Annotated in this window: 19 protein-coding genes, 1 tRNA gene and 1 pseudogene; 13 read left to right on the top strand and 8 right to left on the bottom strand. The window is 71.8% G+C overall.

Translation table 11 applies throughout. The annotated features are described in order from the left end of the window. Window positions 1-17: 17 nt before the first annotated feature. Window positions 18-785 (bottom strand): HAD-IIB family hydrolase, encoded by a 768-nt coding sequence (locus tag QM626_RS02355; protein WP_415073572.1) that lies wholly within the window; start codon window positions 783-785, stop codon window positions 18-20. Window positions 786-1,283: 498 nt separating this feature from the next. On the opposite strand from QM626_RS02355, the gene add reads away from it, so the two are divergent. From add to QM626_RS02310, 9 genes are all read left to right on the top strand, one after another. Further along, window positions 1,284-2,384 carry an adenosine deaminase gene (gene add, locus QM626_RS02350; protein ID WP_415073570.1) on the top strand — a complete coding sequence of 367 codons (1,101 nt, stop codon included), beginning with the start codon at window positions 1,284-1,286 and terminating at the stop codon, window positions 2,382-2,384. Between the two features lie 7 nt (window positions 2,385-2,391). Then, window positions 2,392-3,144, top strand: a complete 753-nt coding sequence (locus QM626_RS02345) for a GntR family transcriptional regulator (protein ID WP_415073568.1) — start codon at window positions 2,392-2,394, stop codon at window positions 3,142-3,144. Between the two features lie 130 nt (window positions 3,145-3,274). Continuing rightward, a complete protein-coding gene (locus QM626_RS02340) occupies window positions 3,275-4,387 on the top strand; it encodes an acyl-CoA dehydrogenase family protein (RefSeq protein WP_415073566.1) in 1,113 nt (370 codons plus the stop codon). Window positions 4,388-4,530: 143 nt separating this feature from the next. Then, on the top strand, window positions 4,531-5,598 hold the full coding sequence (locus tag QM626_RS02335; protein WP_415073564.1) for an ABC transporter substrate-binding protein: 1,068 nt from the start codon (window positions 4,531-4,533) through the stop codon (window positions 5,596-5,598). After that, the gene (locus QM626_RS02330) at window positions 5,595-6,440 is read left to right on the top strand and encodes an ABC transporter ATP-binding protein (protein WP_415073562.1); all 846 of its coding nucleotides are present in this window, start codon (window positions 5,595-5,597) and stop codon (window positions 6,438-6,440) included. Before QM626_RS02335 ends, QM626_RS02330 begins: the two co-directional genes overlap by 4 nt. Continuing rightward, window positions 6,437-7,207, top strand: a complete 771-nt coding sequence (locus tag QM626_RS02325) for an ABC transporter permease (RefSeq protein WP_415073560.1) — start codon at window positions 6,437-6,439, stop codon at window positions 7,205-7,207. The genes QM626_RS02330 and QM626_RS02325 overlap by 4 nt, the downstream gene beginning before the upstream one ends. Further along, on the top strand, window positions 7,204-8,022 hold the full coding sequence (locus QM626_RS02320) for an ABC transporter permease (protein WP_415073558.1): 819 nt from the start codon (window positions 7,204-7,206) through the stop codon (window positions 8,020-8,022). The genes QM626_RS02325 and QM626_RS02320 overlap by 4 nt, the downstream gene beginning before the upstream one ends. A gap of 76 nt (window positions 8,023-8,098) precedes the next feature. After that, window positions 8,099-9,481, top strand: a complete 1,383-nt coding sequence (locus tag QM626_RS02315; protein WP_415073556.1) for an NtaA/DmoA family FMN-dependent monooxygenase — start codon at window positions 8,099-8,101, stop codon at window positions 9,479-9,481. Beyond that, on the top strand, window positions 9,478-10,686 hold the full coding sequence (locus tag QM626_RS02310) for an acyl-CoA dehydrogenase family protein (protein WP_415073554.1): 1,209 nt from the start codon (window positions 9,478-9,480) through the stop codon (window positions 10,684-10,686). The genes QM626_RS02315 and QM626_RS02310 overlap by 4 nt, the downstream gene beginning before the upstream one ends. A 16-nt stretch (window positions 10,687-10,702) precedes the next feature. Here the strand turns inward: QM626_RS02310 and QM626_RS02305 are convergent, their stop codons facing one another. From QM626_RS02305 to QM626_RS02280, 6 genes are all read right to left on the bottom strand, one after another. Further along, on the bottom strand, window positions 10,703-11,914 hold the full coding sequence (locus tag QM626_RS02305; protein ID WP_415073552.1) for an amidohydrolase family protein: 1,212 nt from the start codon (window positions 11,912-11,914) through the stop codon (window positions 10,703-10,705). Window positions 11,915-11,997: 83 nt separating this feature from the next. After that, window positions 11,998-12,074, bottom strand: a tRNA-Pro gene (locus QM626_RS02300). A 53-nt stretch (window positions 12,075-12,127) separates the two neighbouring features. Then, window positions 12,128-12,445, bottom strand: coding sequence for a response regulator (locus tag QM626_RS02295; RefSeq protein ID WP_415073550.1), 318 nt, complete (start codon window positions 12,443-12,445; stop codon window positions 12,128-12,130). A gap of 31 nt (window positions 12,446-12,476) precedes the next feature. Next, the gene (locus tag QM626_RS02290) at window positions 12,477-14,966 is read right to left on the bottom strand and encodes a hypothetical protein (RefSeq protein ID WP_415073548.1); all 2,490 of its coding nucleotides are present in this window, start codon (window positions 14,964-14,966) and stop codon (window positions 12,477-12,479) included. Between the two features lie 102 nt (window positions 14,967-15,068). Then, window positions 15,069-15,998 carry a metallophosphoesterase gene (locus QM626_RS02285; protein WP_415073602.1) on the bottom strand — a complete coding sequence of 310 codons (930 nt, stop codon included), beginning with the start codon at window positions 15,996-15,998 and terminating at the stop codon, window positions 15,069-15,071. Further along, window positions 15,995-18,469 (bottom strand): transglycosylase domain-containing protein, encoded by a 2,475-nt coding sequence (locus QM626_RS02280; protein WP_415073546.1) that lies wholly within the window; start codon window positions 18,467-18,469, stop codon window positions 15,995-15,997. Before QM626_RS02280 ends, QM626_RS02285 begins: the two co-directional genes overlap by 4 nt. An 86-nt stretch (window positions 18,470-18,555) precedes the next feature. On the opposite strand from QM626_RS02280, the gene QM626_RS02275 reads away from it, so the two are divergent. Together QM626_RS02275 and QM626_RS02270 are read left to right on the top strand one after the other, a co-directional pair. Then, window positions 18,556-18,777 carry a hypothetical protein gene (locus QM626_RS02275; protein WP_415073544.1) on the top strand — a complete coding sequence of 74 codons (222 nt, stop codon included), beginning with the start codon at window positions 18,556-18,558 and terminating at the stop codon, window positions 18,775-18,777. Then, window positions 18,774-19,238, top strand: coding sequence for a RidA family protein (locus QM626_RS02270; RefSeq protein WP_415073542.1), 465 nt, complete (start codon window positions 18,774-18,776; stop codon window positions 19,236-19,238). Before QM626_RS02275 ends, QM626_RS02270 begins: the two co-directional genes overlap by 4 nt. 159 nt (window positions 19,239-19,397) lie before the next feature. Here the strand turns inward: QM626_RS02270 and acs are convergent, their stop codons facing one another. Next, the gene (gene acs, locus QM626_RS02265) at window positions 19,398-21,368 is read right to left on the bottom strand and encodes an acetate--CoA ligase (protein WP_415073540.1); all 1,971 of its coding nucleotides are present in this window, start codon (window positions 21,366-21,368) and stop codon (window positions 19,398-19,400) included. Between the two features lie 314 nt (window positions 21,369-21,682). Here acs and QM626_RS02260 point away from each other — a divergent pair, with 314 nt between their 5' ends. Both QM626_RS02260 and QM626_RS02255 read left to right on the top strand, forming a co-directional pair. Then, window positions 21,683-22,663, top strand: coding sequence for a TadA family conjugal transfer-associated ATPase (locus QM626_RS02260; protein ID WP_415073538.1), 981 nt, complete (start codon window positions 21,683-21,685; stop codon window positions 22,661-22,663). Next, window positions 22,660-22,852 (top strand): annotated as a pseudogene (locus QM626_RS02255) (hypothetical protein); the annotation flags it as partial. The gene QM626_RS02260 and the pseudogene QM626_RS02255, both read left to right, overlap by 4 nt.

Here is a 22,852-nt window from a genome sequence, read left to right as displayed (position 1 = left end):
CGCTCGCCGGGCGCCGGTCAGCGCTCCGGCAGGGCGGGGATGAGCGCGTCGAGGAAGTCGGCGGTGTCCTCCCAGCCCGCGACGGCCTGGCAGCGGACGCCGAGCGCGAGCACCGGGTAGTCGTTGCCGTCCGGGTCGAGGCGGTCGCCGACGAAGAGCATCTCGTCCAGGTCGAGGCCCGTCTGCTCCGCCAGCTGCCGCATCCCGTAGGCCTTGTCGATGCCGCGGTGGGTGATGTCCACGCTCGTCGAGCCGCCCGATCGCACCTCGAGGTCGGGGATGCGGGCAGCCACCGCCTCGCGCAACGCGTTCTTCTTCGCGCCGGTCGGGTCCCACGCCGTCTTCGCCTCGAGCGGGGCCTGCTGCCCGAGGGCGGAGAACGTGATCTGCGATCCGCGGTCCTCCAGGATCGGGCCCCAGGTCTGCTCCTCCCACAGGCCGAGCCGGCGCGCCTCCTCCTCGACCGCGGCCAGCGCACGGGACTTCTCGTCGTCGGTGAGGGAATGGGCGTAGACGGTGCGGATGCCGTCGCCGTCGACGCGGTAGTACTGCGTGCCGCAGGTGGGGAGCAGGTGGAAGCTCGACAGGGTCGCCGCGTCGGCGACCGGGAGCTGCTCGACGACCTGGGTGCGGAACTGCGCCAGCTGGCCGCCGGAGATGATCGCGACCTCGACGCGGGCGGCGAGGTCGAGCAGGAGCTGTGCCATCCGCGGATCGAGCGCCTGCTTGGACGGGGCGAGAGTGTCGTCCAGGTCGAAGGCGACGAGCTTGGGCGTACGAGTCATGCGGGCTCCCGGGGCGTCCGGCGGCGGCCGGTGGTCCGAACATGCGAAGAGCCCCGTGCACTCACGGAGCCTCTTCGCGTCCGAGCCAGTCTACCCGGGCCCACGGGCGGCCGCGGGATGCGCCTGCCCGCTCGCCTGCCTGCCGAACGTCGCAGGATCACGCCGATGTCGCAGGATTCCCGCGAGATCCTGCGACCGTGGGTGGATGCTGCGCACGACGCGGCGCAGCGCTGGCGCCCGCTGGCGCGGTGGCGCCGGTCGCCCCGGGCGCAGAACACAGGACGACGCCGACGGATGCGGCATCCGCAGCCCTTCTGGCCGGCGTGTCGTCGGCGGCGTCCTGAGTTTTGATCCCGGAATCCGGCGGAGAGCGGGCCTCGGGCCTGATGGCGACGAGCGCCTTCCGAAGCGAGAGCGGCAGGGCCAGGGCGACATCTCGCCGGCGGGACGAGGAGCGGCTTGTCAACAAGTTCGGAGCTATTCGATACAGTCGAGCCCATGACGGGGTCCACAGGCGATGCGACGGTGACGGCGGACTGGATCCGCAGCCTTCCGAAGGCGGAGGTGCATGTCCACCTCGAAGGATCCTTCGAGCTCATCGACCTGCTCGAGCTCGCGAAGGCGGCGGGCGAGCCGTTGCCCGGTCCCGCGGCGACGCTGTTCGACCTCGGGACGCACCACGGTTTCGCCGTGCCGGAGGTCACGACCGGCGGCGGTCGGGACAACGGCGCCGGCGTGGGCGGCCTCACCGGCTTCCTGCGCTTCCTCGACTGGCAGTGCGGGCTCGTGCGCACCCGGGAGCAGGCGGCGCGGCACGCGTACCGCTTCGCCGCCCGGCAGAGCGCCTCGGGCGTCGCGTACACCGACGTCATCGTGAACCCCACGCACTGGCGCGCCTGGCGGGGCCGGGAGGCGGCGTTGCTCGCGGCCCTCGCCGCAGGCTTCGACGAGGCGGAGCAGGACGGACTGTGCGCGGTGGGCATATGCGTCTCGCTGCTGCGGCAGCAGTCGTCCGCAGAGGGCGCCGACGTGGCGCGATGGATCGCCCGCGATCGCCCGCATCGCGTGGTCGGGCTGTCGGTCGACGGCGACGAGCGTGCGGCGCCGCGCAGCGGGGCACGGTTCGCGGAGGCGTTCACGATCGCCCGCGACGCCGGTCTGGGACGAACCGTCCACACCGGCGAGTCGAGCGGGCCCGACAGCGTCTGGGAGGCGCTCGACCTGCTGCACGCGCAGCGGATCGACCACGGCATCCGCGCCGTCGAGGATCCCGTGCTGCTGCGCCGCCTCGCCGACGACGGCGTGTCCCTCGGCGTGTGCCCGCACTCGAACATCACGCTCGGCCTGTATCCCGACCTCGCCCGTCACCCGATCGGGCGTCTGGTCGCCGCGGGGGTGACCGTGACGGTCAACACCGACGACCCGGCGCCGCTGCGGACGACGCTGGAAGCGGAGTGGCTGGCGGTGGCGGAGTCGCTCGGATGGGACCGGGAGCGGGTGGTGCGGCTCGCGCTCGACTCGGTCGCGGCCAGCTTCGCGCCCGCCGAGACCCGCGAGCGGCTCCGGGCTCAGCTGGAGCGCGTGCCGCTCGCGGCATAATCGCCCCATGCGCCTCGATCCGCTCACATCCCGCACCCAGACCGCCGACGACCCCGTGCACCGTGCCCTGCTGGGCGTCGTGCGTCAGGCGGCCGCGAGCGGCGAGGCGCTGCCGAACGAGTACGATCTCGCCGAACGGATCGGCTGCAGCCGCCAGCAGGTGCGCAACGCGCTCTCGGCGCTGGAGGCGGCCGGCATCCTCCGTCGCCGTCAGGGGGCACCGACGACGGTCGATCCGCTCGGGCTGCAGATGAGCGTGCGGCTGGAGGACCAGTTCGAGCACACCGAGCTGCTCGCCCGGCTCGGCCATCGCGCCTCCGTCGAGCTGCTCGAGAACGAGCCGGCGCGTCTGCCCGCCCGGATCGCCGCGCTCCTCGGCGTCCCGGAGAGCGCGCCGGCGCTGCGCACGCTCAAACGGTGGTCCGCCGACGACCGGCCGGTCATGCTCGCGGAGGGATATCTCCTCCTGCCGGACGCGGCTGACGCGCACCGGGACATGCCGTCCTCGGTGTTCGCGGCGGTGAGCGCCCTGTGGGGAGAGCCCATCATCTGGGACGTCACGACGCCGGGTGCGGCGAGCCTGGATGCCGAGACGGCGGCCCTGCTGCGCATGGATCCCGGTGCCGCCACCCTCACGCTCGAGCTCGTCGGCGTCGCCGCCAGCGGGCGGCGACTGTTCTACGCCTTCGAGCACCACGATCCCGCCGTCGTGCGCTACTCGCTGGTGCGCACGGTACGTCCGCCGTGGGGCCTGATCTGAGACGACCGGCGTCCGATGGCGGACTGTGTCCTCCCTTGCCGTGATTCTCAGCGGCGGCCGATAGCGTAGACGCGCTTGTCAACAAGTGCTGGGGCGCGGCGGAGCGTCGGCTCCGCGGAAGGGAACCCTCATGACTGTGCCGTTCGGCCTGGACGAGAGCGAGCGCACGCTGCTGGACGCGGTCGCCGTGCTGTGCGTCGACTTCGCGGCCCGTGCCGCCGACTACGACGAGCGCGCGGAGATCCCGATCGCGAACCTCGAAGCCCTCCACACGGCGGGCGTGACGCGGGCGGTGCTGCCGAGCGCGCTCGGCGGCGACGGCATCGGCTACCAGGCCTTCGGCGAGCTCATCCGCGTCGTCGCGAAGGCCGACGCCTCCACCGCGACGATCCTCACGATGCACACCGGGGCCGGCGTAGGCCTCGCCCAGCTCACGCATGACAGCCTCGACGGATTCTTCGCGCGGGAGTTCCTCGCCGGCAAGCGCTTCGCCAACGCGCTCTCGGAGCCGACGAGCGGCAATCGGTTCCTGAACCCGCAGCAGGAGGCCGAGGCCGTCGGGGACGGATGGGTGCTCGACGGCGCCAAGCGCTTCGTCTCCGGCAGCGAGATCGCCGACTACCTGCTCGTGAACGCGCTCGTGGACGGCGAGCCGGTGTTCTTCGGCGTCGTCCCGGACGAGACCCTCACGATCATCCCCATCTGGGACACGTTGGGCCTCCGTGCCACGCGCAGCCAGCTGCTGTCGTTCCGGCGGACGCCGCTGCGTCGTGAATATCGCGGCCGTGGCCCTCAGCCGGGCGATTTCGCGGTGGTCCCGGCCGGCCTGCCGGCGATCTCGCTCGGGGTGGCCGCCGCCGCACTCGACGCGCTCGTGGCACACGCGCGCTCCCGCATCATCCTCGGGGCGCCGCTGTCCCATCAGCAGTGGGTGCAGCACGAGGTCGCCGAGGCGCAGAGCCGCCTCGCCGCCGTCGAAGCCCTCTTCCAGCGTGCGCTGTGGCGCGCCGACGACGGCGATCCCTCGTTCTTCGGCGAGCTCAGCCGCGCGAAGTACCTCGCCAACAAGACCGCGGTCGAGATCGCGCAGCTCGCCGTGCGCGTCGGCGGCGCCTCCGGCTACCTGCGCTCCTCTCCCATCCAGCGCCACCTCCGCGACGCGGAGGCGGGCCAGCTCATGGCCTATTCGACGGAGGTGCTCGCCACCGAGATCGGCAAGGAGGTGCTCGGCGTCGACGACTGAGCCGTCACGGCATCCGCCCACGAGGTAACAGGCCGCAACATAGTGGGCCGATCGGACCGGGATCGGGCAGATTGAACTTGTTGACAAGTCGCGACCGCGACTGTCGTCCCGCACCCCGACCCACCCGATCGAGAGAGCAGACCATGTCCTTGCGCCACAGCATCATCCGGAAGGCGGGCGCGCTGGCGCTCGTCGGAGCCGTCGCCGCTTCACTGGCGGCGTGCGCCGGCTCGACCTCATCGACCAGCACCGACGCCACCGCCGACTACGGCGACATCACCGTGCAGCTCGACTGGCTCAAGAACCACGAGTTCGCCGGCGTCTTCGACGCCGACGACGCCGGCTACTTCGCCGACGAGGGCTTCGGCACCGTCACCTTCAACGCCGGGGGGATCGGCGGCGTCTCGGCCGCGACGGCGCTGACCAGCGGGCAGGCATGGATCGCGTTCGGCGGCGTCGCCGACGTCGCCGCCGCGAACGAGCAGGGCGCCGACCTCCGCATCGTCGCGACCACCTACCAGAAGAACCCGTACACCCTGGTGTCGGCGACCAGCGACCCGATCGACACGCCGCAGGACCTCATCGGCAAGACGATCGCCATCGCCGACGCCAGCCGGACGAGCTGGGAGGCCTTCCTCGCGGCGAACGACATCGACGAGAGCCAGATCGACGTCGTGCCCTACGGCGACGCGGAGAGCGACCTGAAGCTCGGCAACATCGACGGCTTCATGGGCTACGGGGACGGCGGCGCGCAGCTGCGTGCCGACGGGTTCGGCGCGCAGGAGTTCCTGCTCGCCGACTACGGCCTCACGTACGGCGCGGAGGCCGTCATCGTCACGGCGGACACGCTCGCGAACGAGCCCGAGAAGATCGAGGCGTTCCTCGACGCGTACGCGCACGGCTGGTACGACGCGTTCCAGGACTCCGACCACGCGCTCGACCTCGTCGTGGACGACTACGGCAAGGACCAGAACTGGGACAAGACCTCGCTGGAGCTGTCGTGGACGCAGCAGAGCAAGCTCATCCTGACGGACGAGTCGAAGACCAACGGCATCGGCACCGTGAGCGACGACGCCCTCGCGAACAACATCACAGCCCTCGCGCTGGTCGGATACGACACGACCGCGGAGGACACCTTCGACACCTCGCTCATCGCCGACGTCTACGCGCAGCACCCCGAGTGGATCCTCGGAGCGGACTTCTCTCAGTGACGGAGACCTCGCCGGAAGCGGTGGGCGCGTCGGGTTCGTCCGACGCGGCCACCGCGGGTGCGCGCGCCGACGGGCTGGACGTCCGCGGCCTCGGCAAGACGTTCGGCCGCGGCGCGCACGCGGTCCGCGCGCTGGACGGGGTCGACCTCACGCTCGGCCGAGGGGGCTTCGTCTCGCTTCTCGGCCCGTCCGGATGCGGGAAGTCCACGGTCCTGCGGATCCTCGCCGGCCTCGAGGAGGCCACCAGCGGCGAGGCTCTCGTGCACGGCGAACGGGTGTCCTCGCGCGGCGTCCGCGGCCACGTCGGCGTCGCGTTCCAGGACCCGGCGCTGCTGGCGTGGCGGTCCGTGCGCAGCAACATCGGACTGCCGCTGGAGCTCGCCGGCCGTCGCCGCGACCCGGCGCGCGTCGACGCGCTCATCGAGCTCGTCGGCCTCACCGGCTTCGAACGCGCCCGGCCCGCGCAGCTGTCCGGCGGCATGCGTCAGCGCGTCGCGATCGCCCGGGCGCTCGTCGTCGAGCCCGAGCTGCTCCTGCTCGACGAGCCGTTCGGCGCGCTCGACGACATGACCCGGCAGCGACTGAACTTCGAGCTCCAGCGCATCTGGCTCGAGCGCCCGGCGACGACCCTGATGGTCACGCACGGCATCCAGGAGGCGATCCTCCTCTCCGATGTCGTGGCCGTGATGTCGCCACGACCCGGCCGCATCCTCGAGGTCGTCCCGATCGACCTCCCCCGACCGCGGACGGTCGACATCCTGCGGGCACCCGAGTTCCACGCGCTCACGGATCGGCTGCAGGAGCTCCTGTTCAGCAGCCGGAACGCGGACGCCGACACATGACGTACGCGCGTTCGGGCCGATGGATCCTCGGCGCGCTCGGCTTCGTGGTCGTGTTCGCGCTGTGGTGGATCATCGCGGACACGGCCTTCGCGACCACCGGCGTCGTGCCCTCACCGCCGGCGCTGGTCGCGCAGATCGTTGCCGACGGCCCGGAGTACTACCTCGCCCAGATCGGCGTCACGCTCGCCAGCGCCGGGCAGGGATACCTCTGGGGCGTCGGCCTGGCCCTGATCGGCTCGGCCATCGTGCTCGCGCTTCCCGCCACCCGGCACGCCGTCAGCCAGCTCGCGCTCGTGGTCGAATGCGCGCCCGCGGTCGCCGTCGGCCCCGTCGTGCTCGCGCTGACCGGCGGACGCACGCCCTCCATCTTCCTCGCCGGTCTCGCCGTGTTCTTCACCACGCTGATCGCGACCGTCCTCGGCGGCTACGCGTCACGTCCGACCGAACGCGACGCGCTGCGCGTGTTCGGCGCGCGCCGACACCAGATCTTCACGAAGGTCACGGCCGTCGCCGCGCTGCCCGCCGCCGTCAACGCGCTCAAGATCGCCGTGCCGGGGGCGATCCTCGGCGCGATCATCGGCGAGTACCTGGGCGGGGTGGACTCGGGCATCGGCGTCGCGCTGGCAGCGGCGCAGCGCTACATCCAGGTCGAGCGCACCTGGATCTTCGGGCTCAGCGCTGCGGCGGTGACGTGTATCGCGTACGGGCTCCTCGCCCTCGTCCAGCGATACGCGTTCGGGTGGGCGCGCGAGGGGAGGACGCGGTGAGCGGGCCCGCATGCGGCTCGGGGCGCCGCATCCTCGGCGCGGTCGGCGGGCGGGTCGCCGTCTTCCTCGGGGTCGTCGCACTCATCGTCGCCGCATGGTGGCTGTTCCTCGTGTTCTCGGGTGTGAGCCACTTCGTCGGCAAGTCGCCGGTGGACGTGTGGGAGTACCTGGTCACCGGGACGCAGGCCGACCAGCAGCGGGAGCAGGTGGTCGCGGCCATGCTCGCGACGCTCGCCGACGCCGGGATCGGCTACATCGCCGGCCTCGGCGGCGCGGTCGTGGTCGCCGTGGTGTTCGCCATCTTCCCGGCGCTCGCGGTCACGTTCATGCCGGTGGCGATGGTGCTGCGCACCTTCCCGCTGCTCGCCTTCACCCCGCTCATCGTGCTCGCGGTCGGGCGCGGACCCGCCGGGGTGGCGGTGGTCGGGTTCATCGTGGTGTTCTTCGCCGCGCTGGTGACCGTCTCGTTCGGCATCTCGAACGCCCCGGGCGACGCTCTCGACGTCATCACCGTGTTCGGCGGGCGGCGGTGGGCGCGGATGCTGAAGGTGGCGCTTCCCGCCGCGGTCCCCGCGTTCTTCGCCGCCGCCCGCATCGCCGTGCCGCAGGCCGTGGCGGCGGCGCTGATCGCCGAATGGCTCATCACCGGCAACGGCGCGGGCAGCGAGCTCATGCGCGCCGCCGGCACATCGCAGTACAGCGCCCTCTGGACCTACGCCGCCGTCCTGATCCTCGTCTCCACGGTGCTGTACACGGCTGTGACCGTCATCGAGGAGATCGTCGTCGACCGCTTCCGCGGCGCGGCGCGCGGCTGATCGCCGCCGGGAGGAGCCCCATGCCTGACCAAGACCGCCGTGGACGCGAGAGGCGCCACCGCCGGGAGGAGAACCGATGACGACCCGACGTCCCCTCATCTTCAGCGCGTTCAACGAGTTCGTGCTCTCTCACCACGATCACGGAGCCTGGCGACGGCCCGACAGCCGGCAGACCGAGCTCGACTCCGCGGCATACTGGGTCGACCTGGCCAAGACGCTCGAACGGGGGAAGTTCGACTTCCTCTTCTTCGCCGACGTGCTGGCACCGTACGACCTGTATCGCGGGAACCGGGATGCCGCGATCGCGACCGGCATGCAGACGCCCGTGAACGACCCGGCCGTGCTGATCCCGATCCTCGCCCACGAGACCGAGCACCTGGGGCTCGTGCTCACCGAGAACATCCTGCAGGAGCCGCCGTACACGTTCGCGCGCAAGCTCTCCACGCTCGACCATCTGAGCGGCGGGCGCATCGCCTGGAACATCGTGACGAGCTTCCTTCCCGGCGCCGGCCGCAACCTCGGCCATGAGGGGCTGCCGAGCCACGAGGAGCGCTACGGCCGGGCGGAGGACTACGTCACCGCGGTCTACAAGCTGTGGGAGGCGTCGTGGGACGACGACGCCGTGATCGCCGACCGGGAGCGCGGCGTCTACACCGACCCCGGCAAGGTGCACACGATCGACCACGTCGGCCCCTACTACACCGTGCCCGGTCCGCACCTCACGACGCCGAGCCCGCAGCGCACGCCGTTCCTGTTCAATGCGGCGGCATCCGGCACCGGAATCGGCTTCGCCGGAAAGCACGCCGAGGTGCTGTTCACGACCGGCGGCCGACAGGGTGCACCCGCCAGCGTCGCCCAGCTGCGCGCCGCCGCGGTCGCCCAGGGTCGTGCGGCGGGCGACGTGAAGATCTTCGGCGGTCTCGGCATCGTCGTCGGCAGCACGGAGGAGGAGGCGCAGCGCCTCGACCGCGAGCTGCGCGAGACGCAGTCGCTCGAGTCGATGCTCGTGAAGTTCAGCGGCTTCTGGCAGGAGGATCTCGACCGATACCCGCTGACCGCGACGGCGGGGGAGCTGCTGGCATCCGGCGAGCCCGGCCCGCTGACACGGCAGGTCCTCGCCGGGGCGGATCCGTCGACGACGTTCGAGGAGCTGGTGCGCCAGGCGGCGAACTCGCACGTGACCGGCACGCCCGAGCAGATCGCCGACGAGATCGACGCATGGCAGGCGGCCGGAGTCGACGGCATCAACGTGCAATACCTCGTCTCGCCCGGGACGTTCGAGGACTTCGTCGACCACGTGCGCCCGGTGCTCGTCGAGCGCGGGACGATGCAGGCCGACTACCGCCCCGGCACGGTGCGGGAGAAGGTCACCGGCGACGGGCCGTATCTGCCGGAGCGGCATCCTGCCCGTCGGCTGCGCGCCGAGCTGGTCGCCGCGCGGACGGAGGCCGGACGATGAGCGTCACCGACCAGGAGCTCCTCGCCCGCTTCGCTCCGCTGTTCGAGCGCATCGCGCGCGGTGCCGCCGCCCGCGAACGGAAGCGGATGTTGCCGCTCGACGAGATGCGGGAGCTCGCCCTCACGGGGATCGGGGCGGTGCGCGTGCCGGTGGAGCTCGGCGGCGCCGGGGCGAGCCTGCGACAGCTGTTCGGCCTGCTGCGCGAGCTCGCGGCCGCCGACTCGAATCTGCCGCAGGCGCTGCGGCAGCACTACTACCAGGTGGAGCTGCTGCTCCAGCGCCGACAGGATGCGGACGCGCAGGCGTGGCTCCGCCGTGTGGTCGCGGGCGACCTCTTCGGCAGCGCGACGACGGAGCCGCACGGCTCGAAGCTCGGCGAGGTCTCGACCGTGCTCCGGCGGGACCCCGCCGGCGGCTACCGGTTGAACGGCCGCAAGATCTACGGCACCGGCAACGCCTACGCGCAGTGGCTGCCGGTCGGAGCGGTCGACGAGGACGGCGTCCCGGTCGTCCCGCGCGACCGCGCCGGGGTGACCCTGCTCGACGACTGGGACGGCTTCGGCCAGCGTCTGACCGCGACGAGCACCACGGTCTTCGAGGACGTCGCCGTGTCAGACGACGAGGTGCGGCGCTTCCCGCTCGACGGTCCGCGGCGAGGCGGCTCCGGGCTGCACCAGACGGTGCTCCTGGCGACGCTGGCGGGCATCGCGCAGGCCGCGGCACGAGACCTGACCGAGATCGTGCGGGTCAAGGCGCGGGTGTACTTCACCGGCACCGGCGAGCTGCCCCGCGACGACGCCGTGGTGCAGGAGCAGGTCGGCCGGGCGCAGGCGGCTGCGGATGCCGCCCGTTGGATCCTGGACGGGCTCGGTCGTGAGCTCGAGACCGCCTGGGAGCTGTGGACCGCTCCGGGCACCGACCCGGCCGTCGTCGACGCCGCGTTCGTCGAGGTCGAGCTCGCCGTCGCGTCGGCCCAGGTCACGATCTCGGAGACGGTGCTGGATCAGACCGCGCACCTGCTGGACGTGCTGGGCGCATCATCGCTGTCGAGCCGGCTCGGCCTCGACCGCCACTGGCGCAATGCACGCGCGATCGCCTCCCACAATCCCTACCCGTTCAAGGCGCGGCTGCTGGGCGACCATCTGCTCACCGGCGCCGAGCCGGAGAGCTTCGCGGTCGGGAAGGACGTCGGCGACAAGCGGTGAGCGCCGGCGCCGCGCCTCAGCCGGGCAGCACGCCCGACAGGACGCGGCCGCGGGCGACGACCGCGACCAGTCGATCGGTCGTGAGCGCGCCGAGATCCTCCCACGGGCGGCCGCGGACGATCAGCAGGTCTGCGCTGTAGCCGGCGGCGACAGTGCCGGTCACATCGCCGAGGCCGAGCGATGCCGCGGCGTCCGAGGTGCCGGCGATGAGCGCGCGTTCGTCACTCCATCCGAACAGGTCGCGCATGCGCCGCAGCTCCTCCTGTGCGCCGTCGTAGGGCACGAGACGACCGTTCGCATCCGTCCCCAGCACGAAGCGGACGCCGCGGGACGCCGCCGCCGCGAAGTTCTCGTCGCGGTGCGCCACGATCGGCGCGGTCTGGCGGCGGGCCTCTTCCCGCCGGGGATCCGTGTCGCGAAGGATCGACTCGTGCACGAGAAGCGTCGGAGCGATCGGCAGGGCGCGTGCCAGGAGCTCGTCGACGTGCCGGGGCAGGAGGCCCGTGCCGTGCTGGATCGAGTCGACGCCGACGGCGAGCGCGATGTCGATCCCCTCGGCGTTGAGCGCGTGAGCGCCGACGCGCTTTCCGAGCGCATGCGCTTCGTCGATGATCGCCTCGGTCTCGGCCAGGGTGTGATTGCGCCAGCCCACCTCGTCGCCCATCGAGAGGATGCCGCCGGACGTGTAGATCTTGATGCCGTCTGCGCCGTCGCGGGCCCAGCGGCGCACGAGCCTGCGGCATTCGTCGACGCCGTCTGCCGTCGGCGGGCGGTCGGAGACGCCGTGCGGCGTGAACAGGTCACCGTGACCCGCCGTCATCCCGACGGGCCCGTTCGCGAGCAGGCGGGGCCCGGGGAGGACGCGCTCGCGCAGTGCGCGGGCGGCGGCGAACTGCGGCGCGTGCGACCACATGTCGCGCAGCGTGGTCACACCGTTCTGTGCGAAGCGCAGCGCATTCCCCAGCACGTGGAGCGACTGCTCCGCCTGGCCGGTCACCGTGCCCCAGCCGAGGTCGGCCGGCCTTCCGTCGGCCACCGGCACGTCCAGGTGCACGTGCGTGTCGACGAGGCCGGGGATGACGGACAGCGCCTCGCCGGTCGTGCTCGCGCCGGACTCGACGACCTCCACGATGCCGTCCGACCAGCGGATCCGCACGCGACCCCGATGCTCGTGACCGTCCCAGAGTTCGACGCCGTCGAGAAGACCGGACGCGTGAGATTCCGCCATCCTCCGACGCTAGCATCGGGGCGCGATGCGACCCGTCGGGGAACGACTGAGGGCCGGCCCGAATGGGCGGCCCTCAGTCGTTATGGTCGGGGTGACAGGATTTGAACCTGCGGCCTCTTCGTCCCGAACGAAGCGCGCTACCAAGCTGCGCCACACCCCGTGGCAACCCTCCGAGTCTACCCGAGATCGGGCGCGCCTCCGAATCGGTGCCGCTCAACGCACGGGACGCGTCAGCAGCCGCGGCAACGGACCCTCCAGCCGGGCGACGGCGACCTTCAGCTCGACGATGTCCGCCTCGATGCGGTCGAACCGTTCATCGATGCGGTCGAACCGCGCGTCGATCTTCTCGAACCGCGCGTCGATCTTCTCGAACCGCCTGTCGATCCGGTCGAACTTCGCGTCGATGTTGTCGAACCGGGCGTCGACACGGCGCAGCCCCCAGGCCATGAGCGACCCGATCCCGCCGAGCAGTGTGATCGTCGCGGCGCAGATCGCGACGATCACGCCGATCACCTCGATGGACACGATCACCCTCCCATTGTGCCCGCGACCGCGAGCGTTGTCAGGGCCGCCAGTCCTCGATCCCGCCGCGCACGACCGGCGACGAGGGGACGCGCCGGCGACGACGCATGAACAGGACGAGGGCGCCTCCGCCCAGTGACATCGCGCCGGCGGTGCCGACAGCGGGCAGCGGGACGCCGAAGAAGGCACCGGTCGCGGCGAGCGAGTCGACGACGGTGGTCTCGCCGGCGTCGCCGCACGCCCCGCGCGCGAGGACGACGGGCTCGGCATCCGGCGTGGCGCGGTACCGCAGCTCGGCGATCCACAGCTTCGACCCGGCGATCTGCGAGCTCACCGTCGGTGAGACGAACGTGCCCGACGCCCTGACCGGCACGGGCGCGGTGGTGGCCTCCATCGAGTCGGCCGTGCACACCGGCTCGGCACCGGGCGTCAGGCGGAAGAGGGTGAACACGAGCTCCGCATCCACGTCGTCGCCGAGGCCGGTCACCGTCGCCGCATCGGTGAACGGTGCGCCCAGCGCCGCACGCGCGGTCGCCGTCGTGGTCAGCGCCGGCTGCTCGACCACGGTCGTCTCCGCCGTCGCTCCGCACGATCCCTGCGCCAGGAGCCGCCGCTCGCCCGTCGGCGTGGTCCACCACAGGTACTCGACCCAGTGGTGCGGCCCGACCGTCTCGAGCCGCACCGACGGCGACACGTACTCGCCCGCCGTCGGCACGGGCACCGCGGCCGTCGCGGCGACGAGGTTCTCCGGTCGGCAGGAGTCCGCCGCCGCGCCCTCGTCGCCGCGATAGACCTCGAACGTCACCTCGGTCACGCCGCTCACGGGCACCCGACCGGACACGGTCGCCGTGTCGACCGCCGCGCCGCCGAAGCCGACCGCCTCCTGCGCTCGCGTCGAGACGACGGGCGGGACGGCGACGGTCGTCTCCGCCGGGACGCCGCAGGCGCCGTCGTGCACCGGCACGCCGTCCGCGTCCGTCGCGTGCTCCTGCCAGATGTAGGTGCCGAAGTCCGGCACCTCCGGCGCGGTGAACGTGCGGGATCCGGAGGCGGTGACGTGCGCGGGCGGGGCGCGCCAGACGAGATTCTCGGGCGTGCACGCCTCGGCGATCGCCACACCGTCGGGCACGTGGTAGACCTCACTCCACACATCGAGCCCCGTCGCCGGCACGGCGCCCTCGACGATCACCGCGTCGGACATCGCCTGGCCGACGGTCACCTCGGGCTCGGCCGCCGAGCTCGTGGTCGCCACGAGCATCACCTGGCTCGCCTCGCCGAAGCGCTCGTTCCAGGAATAGCCCGGCTCGAGCGCGGCCTGCGTCTCGGCCTGCTGCTCGTCGGCGTCCACCTGCCACACCGCCGTGTAGAACCCGGGCCCCGGCACCGGCCACGGCGACTCCACCCGGTACGGCACCGTCGGGCCGATGCCGGGGTCGGTGGTCAGCTCGAGCGTGCCGACCGCCTCGGCGTCCGCCGGCACGGCGTCCGCCACGACGGGCTCGGTGTCGGTGCGGTACACGGTCGCGGTCGCGGTCACGGAGGCGTAGCCGCCGTCGGCCGTGCGCGCCCACGCGCCACGGGCGCTCGTGAACGACACGTCGTCGACATACGCCCCGCCGCCGGTGTAGCGCGAGGCGACTTGCGTCGTGACCTGCGGTGCGAAGACGGTCTCGCGCGGGGCGGCGTCCTCACCCGAGATCGGGAACTCGAGGATGCCGCCGGGGCCGGCGGTGTCCTGGCCGCCGGCCGTCGTGAAAAAGCGCACCGCGGGCAGGAAACCGCCGCGCAGCGTGCCGGATCCGCTCACGGTGTAGGAGGTCTGCCCGGGCGGCGGCGCCGCGACGATGTCGTATGTCGCACCGGCGGCGACTTCACGGGTGGCCGCGCCGGAGTCGGCGAACACCGCGCCCTGCAGCGTGACCGTCCCCGTCGCCTCGGCCACGTCGGCGATCACCGTCACCGTGCCGCGCGCGGTGTCGTCGGCCTGGGTCGTGAACTCCAGCCGCCCCGAGCCGGTCGCTGCTCCCGCCGGCACGGCCGTCGCCTCGACGTAGTAGGCGGTGGCGAGGTCCTGCACCGCCTGATCCGCCTCGGGCGCGAGCGCCGAGAACGTCCAGTGGATCGCGCCCGCCAGGGTGTCTCCCGGGTAGCCGAACGAGTGCAGCGTCTCGTCCCAGTCCGCGAGAGCCTTGACCGCCCATCCGACGCTCGCCGCCTGCACCGGATCGGTGGTCTGCCCATAGGTCGACACGAGCATGTTGATCGCGGTGAGGCGCCCCGCGTCGAGCCCCTCGGCGTCGAATGACAGCCCCTGATCGCTGCTGTCGCCGGTGGGGACGGGCCGGCCGGGTGAGATGCAATACGTCTGGAGGCCGCCGATGCTCATCGAGCCGTGCCAGCCGTACGCGGAGAGCGGCGCCCAGGCGCCGAAACCGGCACCCGGTGAGGCCGCGCCGGCGGGCGCGGCGACCATGATGCCGGCGGTCACGACCGCGATGCCGAGGAGCAGGACGAGGAGGGCACGCTTCATGCGTCCCACTGTCCGTGCCCGGCACGAGCGGCGGCAGGCGGCGGTCGGATCTGTGGATACCGCGGCCCCGCGAAGCGCCTGGGGAGAAGAGGGCGAGCCTGCTCAGCGGCGGGGCACGAGGGTGAGCAGCGACGCCTCGGGCCGGCAGCCGAACCGCACCGGTGCGTAGATCGAGTGGCCGATGCCCGCGCTCACGTTCAACGGGACGCGTCGGCCGTCGTGCTCCCATGTGCTCAGGCCCCGCGCCTGATCCAGCGGCAGATCGCAGTTCGCGACGAGGGCTCGGCGGGCGAACGGGACGCGGACCTGCCCGCCGTGCGTGTGCCCGGCCAGCAGCGCGTCCGCGCCGAGATCCGTCAGCTCGTCGAGCACGCGCACGTACGGGGCGTGCGTGACGCCCAGCACCAGGTCGGCCTCGCCCGCCGCCCGCTGCGCCGCCCGCAGGGACGGCAGCGCGTTCAGCTCGTCCCACCCCATGTGGGCGTCGCCGGTGCCGAGAGCGTCGATGCGGAGCCCGCCGGCGTCCACCGTCGCCACGGCGTTGTCGAGATCGTGCCAACCGAGATCGTCGACCAGGAAACGGTCGAGCAGGGCGGTGTCGAGCCGTGTCGGCATCGGACGCCGCGTGGACGGGCCCGCGAAGTACAGCAGCGGATTGCGCGGCGTCGGCCCGAACACGTCGTTGGAGCCGTGCACGAACAGGCCGGGGATGCCGGCGAACGGCGAGAGCGACCGGCGCACCGCGTCGAGCGCGTCAGGATGCCCGAGGTTGTCTCCGGTGTTGACCACGAGGTCGGGCGCGAGCTCGGCGAGCGAGGCGATCCACGCCTGCCGCCCGTGCTGCCACGGCGCGAGATGCGCGTCGGAGATGTGCAGCACGCGCAGCGCGGTCGTACCGTGCGGCAGGATCGCGAGCGTATGCCGCCGCAGCGTGTACAGGTGCCGTTCGACGCCGATGCCCCACACCGCGGCGCCCAGACCCGCCGCTGCCGCAGCCCCGAGGGCCGCGGCAGCGGCTCGGCCCGCGCTCAGCGGTTCCCTCCGCTGTTCCCGCTGTTCCCGTTGCTGTTGCTGTTGCTGTTGTTGCTGGTCGTCGTCGCGGTCGGACTCGGCGTCGACTCAGCCGGCGCGGTGCCCGTGCTCGGCACGATCGTGACCGTGCTGCCCCCGGCGGCCTGGCCCGACGGGCTCTGCGACACGATCACGCCCGCGGCGGACGTGGAGTCCACGGCGGTGCCGACCGTCACGCTGAACCCGGCGGCCTCGAGCGCGGCCGTCGCCGCCTCCGTCGTCATCCCGACGACGTTCGGGACGTCCGTGTAGGTCGTCTTCGTGAGGGCCGAGTCGGGATCGGGGAACGTCCCGCCCGGGTACAGCACGTCGGCGGTCGACTGGATGTTGCGGGCGATCGCGTACCGCAGGCTCGAGAGCAGCGTTCCGTTGTAGTACTTGTTGAACAGGCTCTCGGTGCCACTGGCGTTTCCCACCCATACGGCCGTCGTCACCGCGGTGCTCGACTCGATCATCCATGTCTGGTACGACTCGTTCGTTCCCGTCTTTCCGATCAGCTCGGTGCCATCGCTCGGGTTGGCGCTGGATCCCGTGGCTCCGGAGGCCATGACGCCCTGCAGTGCGTATGCGGCCGTCGCGGCGATGTTCGCCGGGATGGCCTGCGTGCAGGTGCGTGTCGGGATCGCCTGATCGTTGCCGTCGCTGTCCTTCACGGCGTCGATCGCCTGCGGCTGGCAGTAGACGCCGTTGTTCGCGACGGCGGCGTACGCCGCCGCCATCGCGATCGGCGACACGCTGTTGACGCCGATGACCTGCGACGGGTTCTCCATGACGACGGGGACCACGTCGTACGTCTGCGTGTCGTCGTTCCACTCGACGGTTGTGACGCCGAGCGCCGCGATCACGTTCTGGATGCCGCAGAGGTCGAGCTCCTGCGCCATGGCGAGGAAGCCGGAGTTGATCGACTGCGCCGTGAAGTACATCGGCGTGCTCACCGATCCCGACACGTTGTTGAAGTTGTTGATCTTCGTCGTGTTGGTGATCGTGGAGTTGGCCAGACAGCTGTTGTTGAACGGGCTGAACACCCGGTTCACACCGTTGACCACCTCGTTGACCGAATGCCCCTCCTCCAGCCAGTCGAGCAGGGTGAACAGCTTGAAGGTCGAACCCGCGGGGAACCCGATCGAGCTGCCATATGTGAGATCACCGGCATATACGACCGATGTCTCCCCGGCGCCCGCCGAGGAACTCTCGTTGAACGTCGTGTTCTGGGTGATCGAGAGTATTCGTCCGGTGGAGGTCTCTATGTTCGTGCTGGCAGAACCGAAGCTCATGCCGCTCACCGTGGCCGGCGCGTACTGAGACATGGTCGCGGCCGCCGAGTCCTGCAGCGACTTGTCGAGCGTGGTCGTGATCTGCAGACCGCCGCGCCGCAAGGCCACCAGCCGGTCGTCGGAGGTCTCCCCGAAGGCCGTGTCGTTCTTGATCACCGACACCACGTACTGGCAGAAATACGCGGCGGTGCCCGCCGCGGCGCACCCCTGGGTGGCCGGGGTGATGTTGGGCGTGATGGGCTCGGCCACCGCCTCGTCGTACTGCTCCTGCGTGATCTTCCCGTCGTCGAGCATGCGCTCGAGTACGTAGGTCTGACGCTGTTTCGTCAGCGAATAGCCGTCGGCCGCGCTGTTGACCGCGTTGCCGGCCGAGTCGGTCGTGGTGCCGCCCGACAGGTCGATGCGGTACACGTTCGGGTTCTGCACGATGCCGGCGAGGGTCGCCGCCTGGGCCAGGCTGAGCTGGCTGGCGGTGACGCCGAAGTAGTAGCGGGCCGCGGCGTCGATGCCGTAGGTCGTGCCGCCGAAGTTGGCGATGTTCAGGTAGCCCAGCAGGATCTCGTTCTTCGAGTACTGCTGCTCCAGGGCGATGGCGTAGCGCATCTCCTGCAGCTTGCGCTCGATGCCCTCGATGCCGCTGGACTCCGTCGCCGCGGTGTAGCACTCCTGGTCTTCCTCGTCGGTGGTGGCGTTCCACTCGCACTGCTGGATCAGGATGTTCTTCACGTACTGCTGGCTGATCGAGGAGCCGCCCTGCGTGACACCGCCGGACAGGTTGGAGAACAGTGCGCGCACCGTGCCGATCAGGTCGATGCCGCCGTGCTCGTAGAAGCGCGGGTCCTCGCTGGAGAGGATCGCGTCGTACATGACCGGCGCGATCTCGTCGTATGTGACCGGCGACCGGTTCTGGTCGTAGAACGTCGCCAGCACGGTGCTGCCGTCCGAGTAGTAGAGCGTCGTCGGCTCCATCAGGTCGTCGATCTCGAGCACGCTCGGCAGGTTGTCGAACAGCGTGATCGCACCGGACGCCGCGGCACCGGTGACGGCGATGGCGGGCGTGACGGTCGCGGTGATGAGGACCCCGGCGATAGCGCTCAGACCCACCAGACCGGCGAGCCCCCCGAGCACGCCGCCGCTCGTCCGTTTCGTATCGGGCATAGGCTTGATCGTAGGCCAGGATGCTGGGGGATCCCTCGACACATCCCGTTGCCACGCCGTCCCGCCGAGCCCGCTGGAGCCGATTCATGACGACCTGGGAGTACCTCACCACTCCGCTGCTGATCCACAACACCGCGGCGATCCTCAACAACTGGGGCAAGCAGGGCTGGGAGCTCGTGCAGGTGGTGACCGGGCCCGAGGGCGGGCTCGTCGCCTACCTGAAGCGGCCGGTCGGCGGCGGCGAGCAGAACAGCGGACTGGATGCCGCGGCCGCGGCATCCCGCCAGTTCGAGGAGCCGGGCGCATGACCGCCGTCAGCGCGCGCCTGGCCGAGCTCGGCATCGAGCTGCCCGAGGTCGTGCCGCCCGTCGCGGCATACGTGCCGGCGCGGATCCACGGCGACCTCGTCTACACCTCCGGCCAGCTGCCGATGGTCGCCGGGGCTCTCCCCGCCACCGGCAAGGTCGGTGACGGCCATGGCCTCGTCCCCGCGGCCGATGCGAAGGGGCTCGCGCGCCTGTCGGCGCTGAACGCGCTCGCCGCCGCCGCTGCGCTCGCAGGTTCCGTGGACCGCATCGCCGGCGTGCTCAAGGTCACCGGCTTCGTGGCATCGGTGCCCGAGTTCACCGGGCAGCCCGGTGTCATCAACGGCGCCAGCGAGGTGCTCGGCGAGATCTTCGGCGACCAGCACGCGCGCTCGGCCGTCGGCGTCCCGGTGCTGCCGCTGGACAGCCCGGTCGAGGTCGAGGTCGTCTTCGTCCTGGCCTGAGGGCCGCGCCCCGCTCTGGCGCCGGCCCGGCGGCATCCGTGTCCCACTTTGGGGCGGTTGATGTCCCACTTTGGGGCGGTATCGGGCCCTCATACCGCCCCAAAGTGGGACATGCTCCGGGAGTGGAGGGACAGCAGCCGGCGCTGCCCCACCTCGGGGCTACCTCACCTGCGCGCTGATCACGCTCATCACGGCGGTGTCCGCCAGGGTCGTGGTGTCTCCGACCTCGCGGCCCTCGGCGACGTCGCGCAGCAGGCGGCGCATGATCTTGCCCGACCGCGTCTTGGGCAGCTCGCCGACGATGTACACGTCGCGCGGGCGCGCGATCGGGCCGATCTGCTCGCCCACCCAGGCGCGCAGTGTCCCGGCGAGTCCTTCCGGGGAGTGCTGCTTGAGGAAGTTCTCCTTGATGATCACGAACGCCACGACCGCCTGGCCGGTGGTCTCGTCGCTCGCGCCGACCACGGCCGCCTCGGCGACGGCCTCGTTGCCCACCAACGCCGACTCGATCTCGGCGGTCGAGAGGCGATGCCCCGACACGTTCATGACGTCGTCGACCCGGCCGAGCAGCCAGACGTCCCCGTCCTCGTCCAGGCGTGCGCCGTCGCCGGCGAAGTAGTAGCCCTTGTCGGCGAACATCCGCCAGTACGTCTCGACGTAGCGGTCCGGGTCGCCCCAGATGCCGCGGAGCATGCTCGGCCACGGCTCGGTGATCACCAGCAGTCCGCCGTTGCCGTTGCCGACGTGCGTGCCGGTCTCGTCGACGACGTCGATCGAGATGCCCGGCAGCGCCACCTGTGCGGACCCCGGCTTCGTCTCGGTCACCCCGGGCAGCGCGGAGACCATGATGGCGCCGGTCTCGGTCTGCCACCAGGTGTCCACGATCGGGGCGCGGTGGTCGCCGATGACCGCGCGGTACCACATCCACGCCTCGGGGTTGATGGGCTCGCCCACCGAGCCGAGCACGCGCAGCGAGCTCAGGTCGAACTGCTCCGGCACCTGTCGGCCGATCTTCATGAACGATCGGATCGCGGTGGGCGCGGTGTAGAAGACCGTCACGCCGTACTTCTGGATGACCTCCCACCAGCGCCCCGGATGCGGCGCGTCCGGCGTCCCCTCGTACAGCACCTGGGTCGCGCCGTTCGCGAGCGGGCCGTAGACGACGTAGCTGTGCCCGGTGATCCACCCCACGTCGGCGGTGCACCAGTAGACGTCGGTCGCAGGCTTCAGGTCGAACACGTTGCGGTGCGTGTACGCGGCCTGCGTCAGATAGCCGCCCGAGGTGTGCAGGATGCCCTTGGGCTTCCCGGTCGTGCCGGAGGTGTACAGGATGAAAAGCGGGTTCTCGGCCTCGAACGCCTCGGCCTCGTGGTCGGCGGATGCCGCCGGCACCACGTCGTGCCACCAGAGGTCACGACCCTCGGTCCAGTCGACGTCGTTGCCGCCGCGGCGCACCACCAGCACGTGCTCGACGCTCTCCTGCACACCCGAGCCGTTGCGGTCCGCGAGGGCCAGGTCGACCGCGGGCTTGAGCGCCGACACCTTGCCCTTGCGGTACCCGCCGTCGGCGGTGATCACGAGCTTCGCCCCGGCGTCGTCGATGCGGGCCCGGAGGCTGTCGGCCGAGAACCCGCCGAACACCACCGAGTGCACCGCGCCCAGGCGTGCGACCGCGAGCATCGACACGACCGCCTCCGGGATCATCGGCAGGTAGATCGCGACGCGGTCGCCCTGCCCGATGCCGAGGCCCGCGAGCACATTGGCGGCGCGTCGCACCTCCTCGGTCAGCTCCGCGTAGGTGATGCGGCGCTCGTCGCCGGGCTCGCCCTCCCACAGCAGTGCGACCCGGTCGCCGTTCCCGGCCTCGACGTGCCGGTCCAGGCAGTTGTAGGCGACGTTGAGCCGGCCGTCCGCGAACCACTTCGCGAACGGCGGATTCGACCAGTCGAGCACCTGCGTGAACGGCGTCTGCCAGGCCAGCAGATCGTCCGCCTGCCGCGCCCAGAACGCCTCGCGGTCGGCGTCCGCCTCCGCATACAGCGCCGCGGTGGCGACCGCGTCGGCCGCGAACGCCGGGTCCGGTGCGAATCGGCGGTTCTCGGTCAGCAGATGGTCGATCTGACTCGTCATGGGGGCGCTCCTTTGCGATGCCGGTGATGCGGGCACGCCGCATCCGATGTCTTCTCCGATATAACACCGTGCCACGCGCCGTGTCCGCTTTGTGCGTTGCGATCCGTTGCGTAGAGTCGCTGTGGCCCGATCGAGAGACGGGCTCGTGGCGACCTCGCCACCCCCAACTGCGAGGAACCGCGACGGCGGCATCCCTCCCCCCAGCGGGATGCCGCCGTGCTCCTCTCCTCCCCAGGCCCCGGGGGCGCCCGTCTCGTGCACAGAGACGTGGATGCCGCCGCCGCCGGCGCGGCATCCCGTCTACCGTCGCGGGCATGACCGAGTCGTTCGTCGCCAGGCCTCGCGGGCACGCAGCGCCCGTCACGCGTGTGACGGACCGGCACTGGGGCGCGCTCGGCCCGCTGATCGCCGACCCCGACGTCACCGACGTGTTCGTCAACGGCGCGGCGGGGGCGTTCGTCGATCGCGGCGGGGGCGCGCGGCCGGTCGTGCCGTGGTCGCTCGACGAGGGCGATGTGCGCGAGCTGGCGGTGGGGCTCATCGCCGCCGGCGGGCGCCACATCGACGAGGCGAGTCCCTGCGTCGACGTGCGGCTGCCCGGCGGCGCCCGCGTGCACGCCGTGCTGCCGCCGATCGCCCCCGGCGGCACGACGATCTCGGTGCGCATCCCGCGGCCGGAGCAGATGGACATGGACGCCCTGGCGCGGCGCGGCCTGTTCGGCGCGGCGACGCGCGCCCGGCTGGAAGGCCTCGTGCGTGACCGCGTCAACCTGCTCGTGACCGGTGCCGGCGGCTCCGGCAAGACGACGCTGCTGTCGGCGCTGCTCGCGCTCGCCGACCCGGGCGAACGGATCGTGACGATCGAGGACGTCGCAGAGCTGCGCATCGCCCATCCGCACCACGTGCGTCTCGAGGCGCGGCAGCCGAACCTCGAAGGCGCGGGCGGAGTGGGACTCGCGCGGCTGGTGCGCGAGGCCCTGCGGATGCGACCGGACCGGCTGGTCGTGGGGGAGTGCCGGGGCGAAGAGGTGCGTGAGCTGCTCGCGGCGTTGAACACCGGGCACGACGGGGGCGCGGGCACCCTGCACGCCAACGGGCTCGACGACGTGCCCGCCCGGCTCGAGGCGCTCGGCGCCCTCGCCGGCCTCGACGACCGCGCGCTCGCGCGTCAGGCGGCGAGCGCGATCGGCGCGGTCGTGCATCTGGAGCGCGCCCCCGACGGCGCACGCCGGGTGGCGGGGATCGGCCGGCCATCCATCCGCGCGGACCGGCTCGTGATCGAGGTGGCGTCGTGACCCGGCGCCGGACGCCGCTGCCGCGCCCGCGTGCGGAGCTCGTGCTCCGCCTGGCGGTGCTGCTGCAGGCCGGGCTCGCGCCGGCGGACGCCTGGCGCTACCTGGCCGCGTCGGGCGACGATGACGCCGCCGCGGTCACCGCCGACGCCGCGTCCCCGACGCGGCTCGCGGCGGCCATCCGCGCGCGCG

Source organism: Microbacterium sp. (genome assembly GCF_047606385.1).
Taxonomy (GTDB): Bacteria; Actinomycetota; Actinomycetes; order Actinomycetales; family Microbacteriaceae; genus Microbacterium.
The sequence above is the reverse complement of the archived record's forward strand: the minus strand, read 5'-3'. Positions and strand labels throughout refer to the sequence as shown.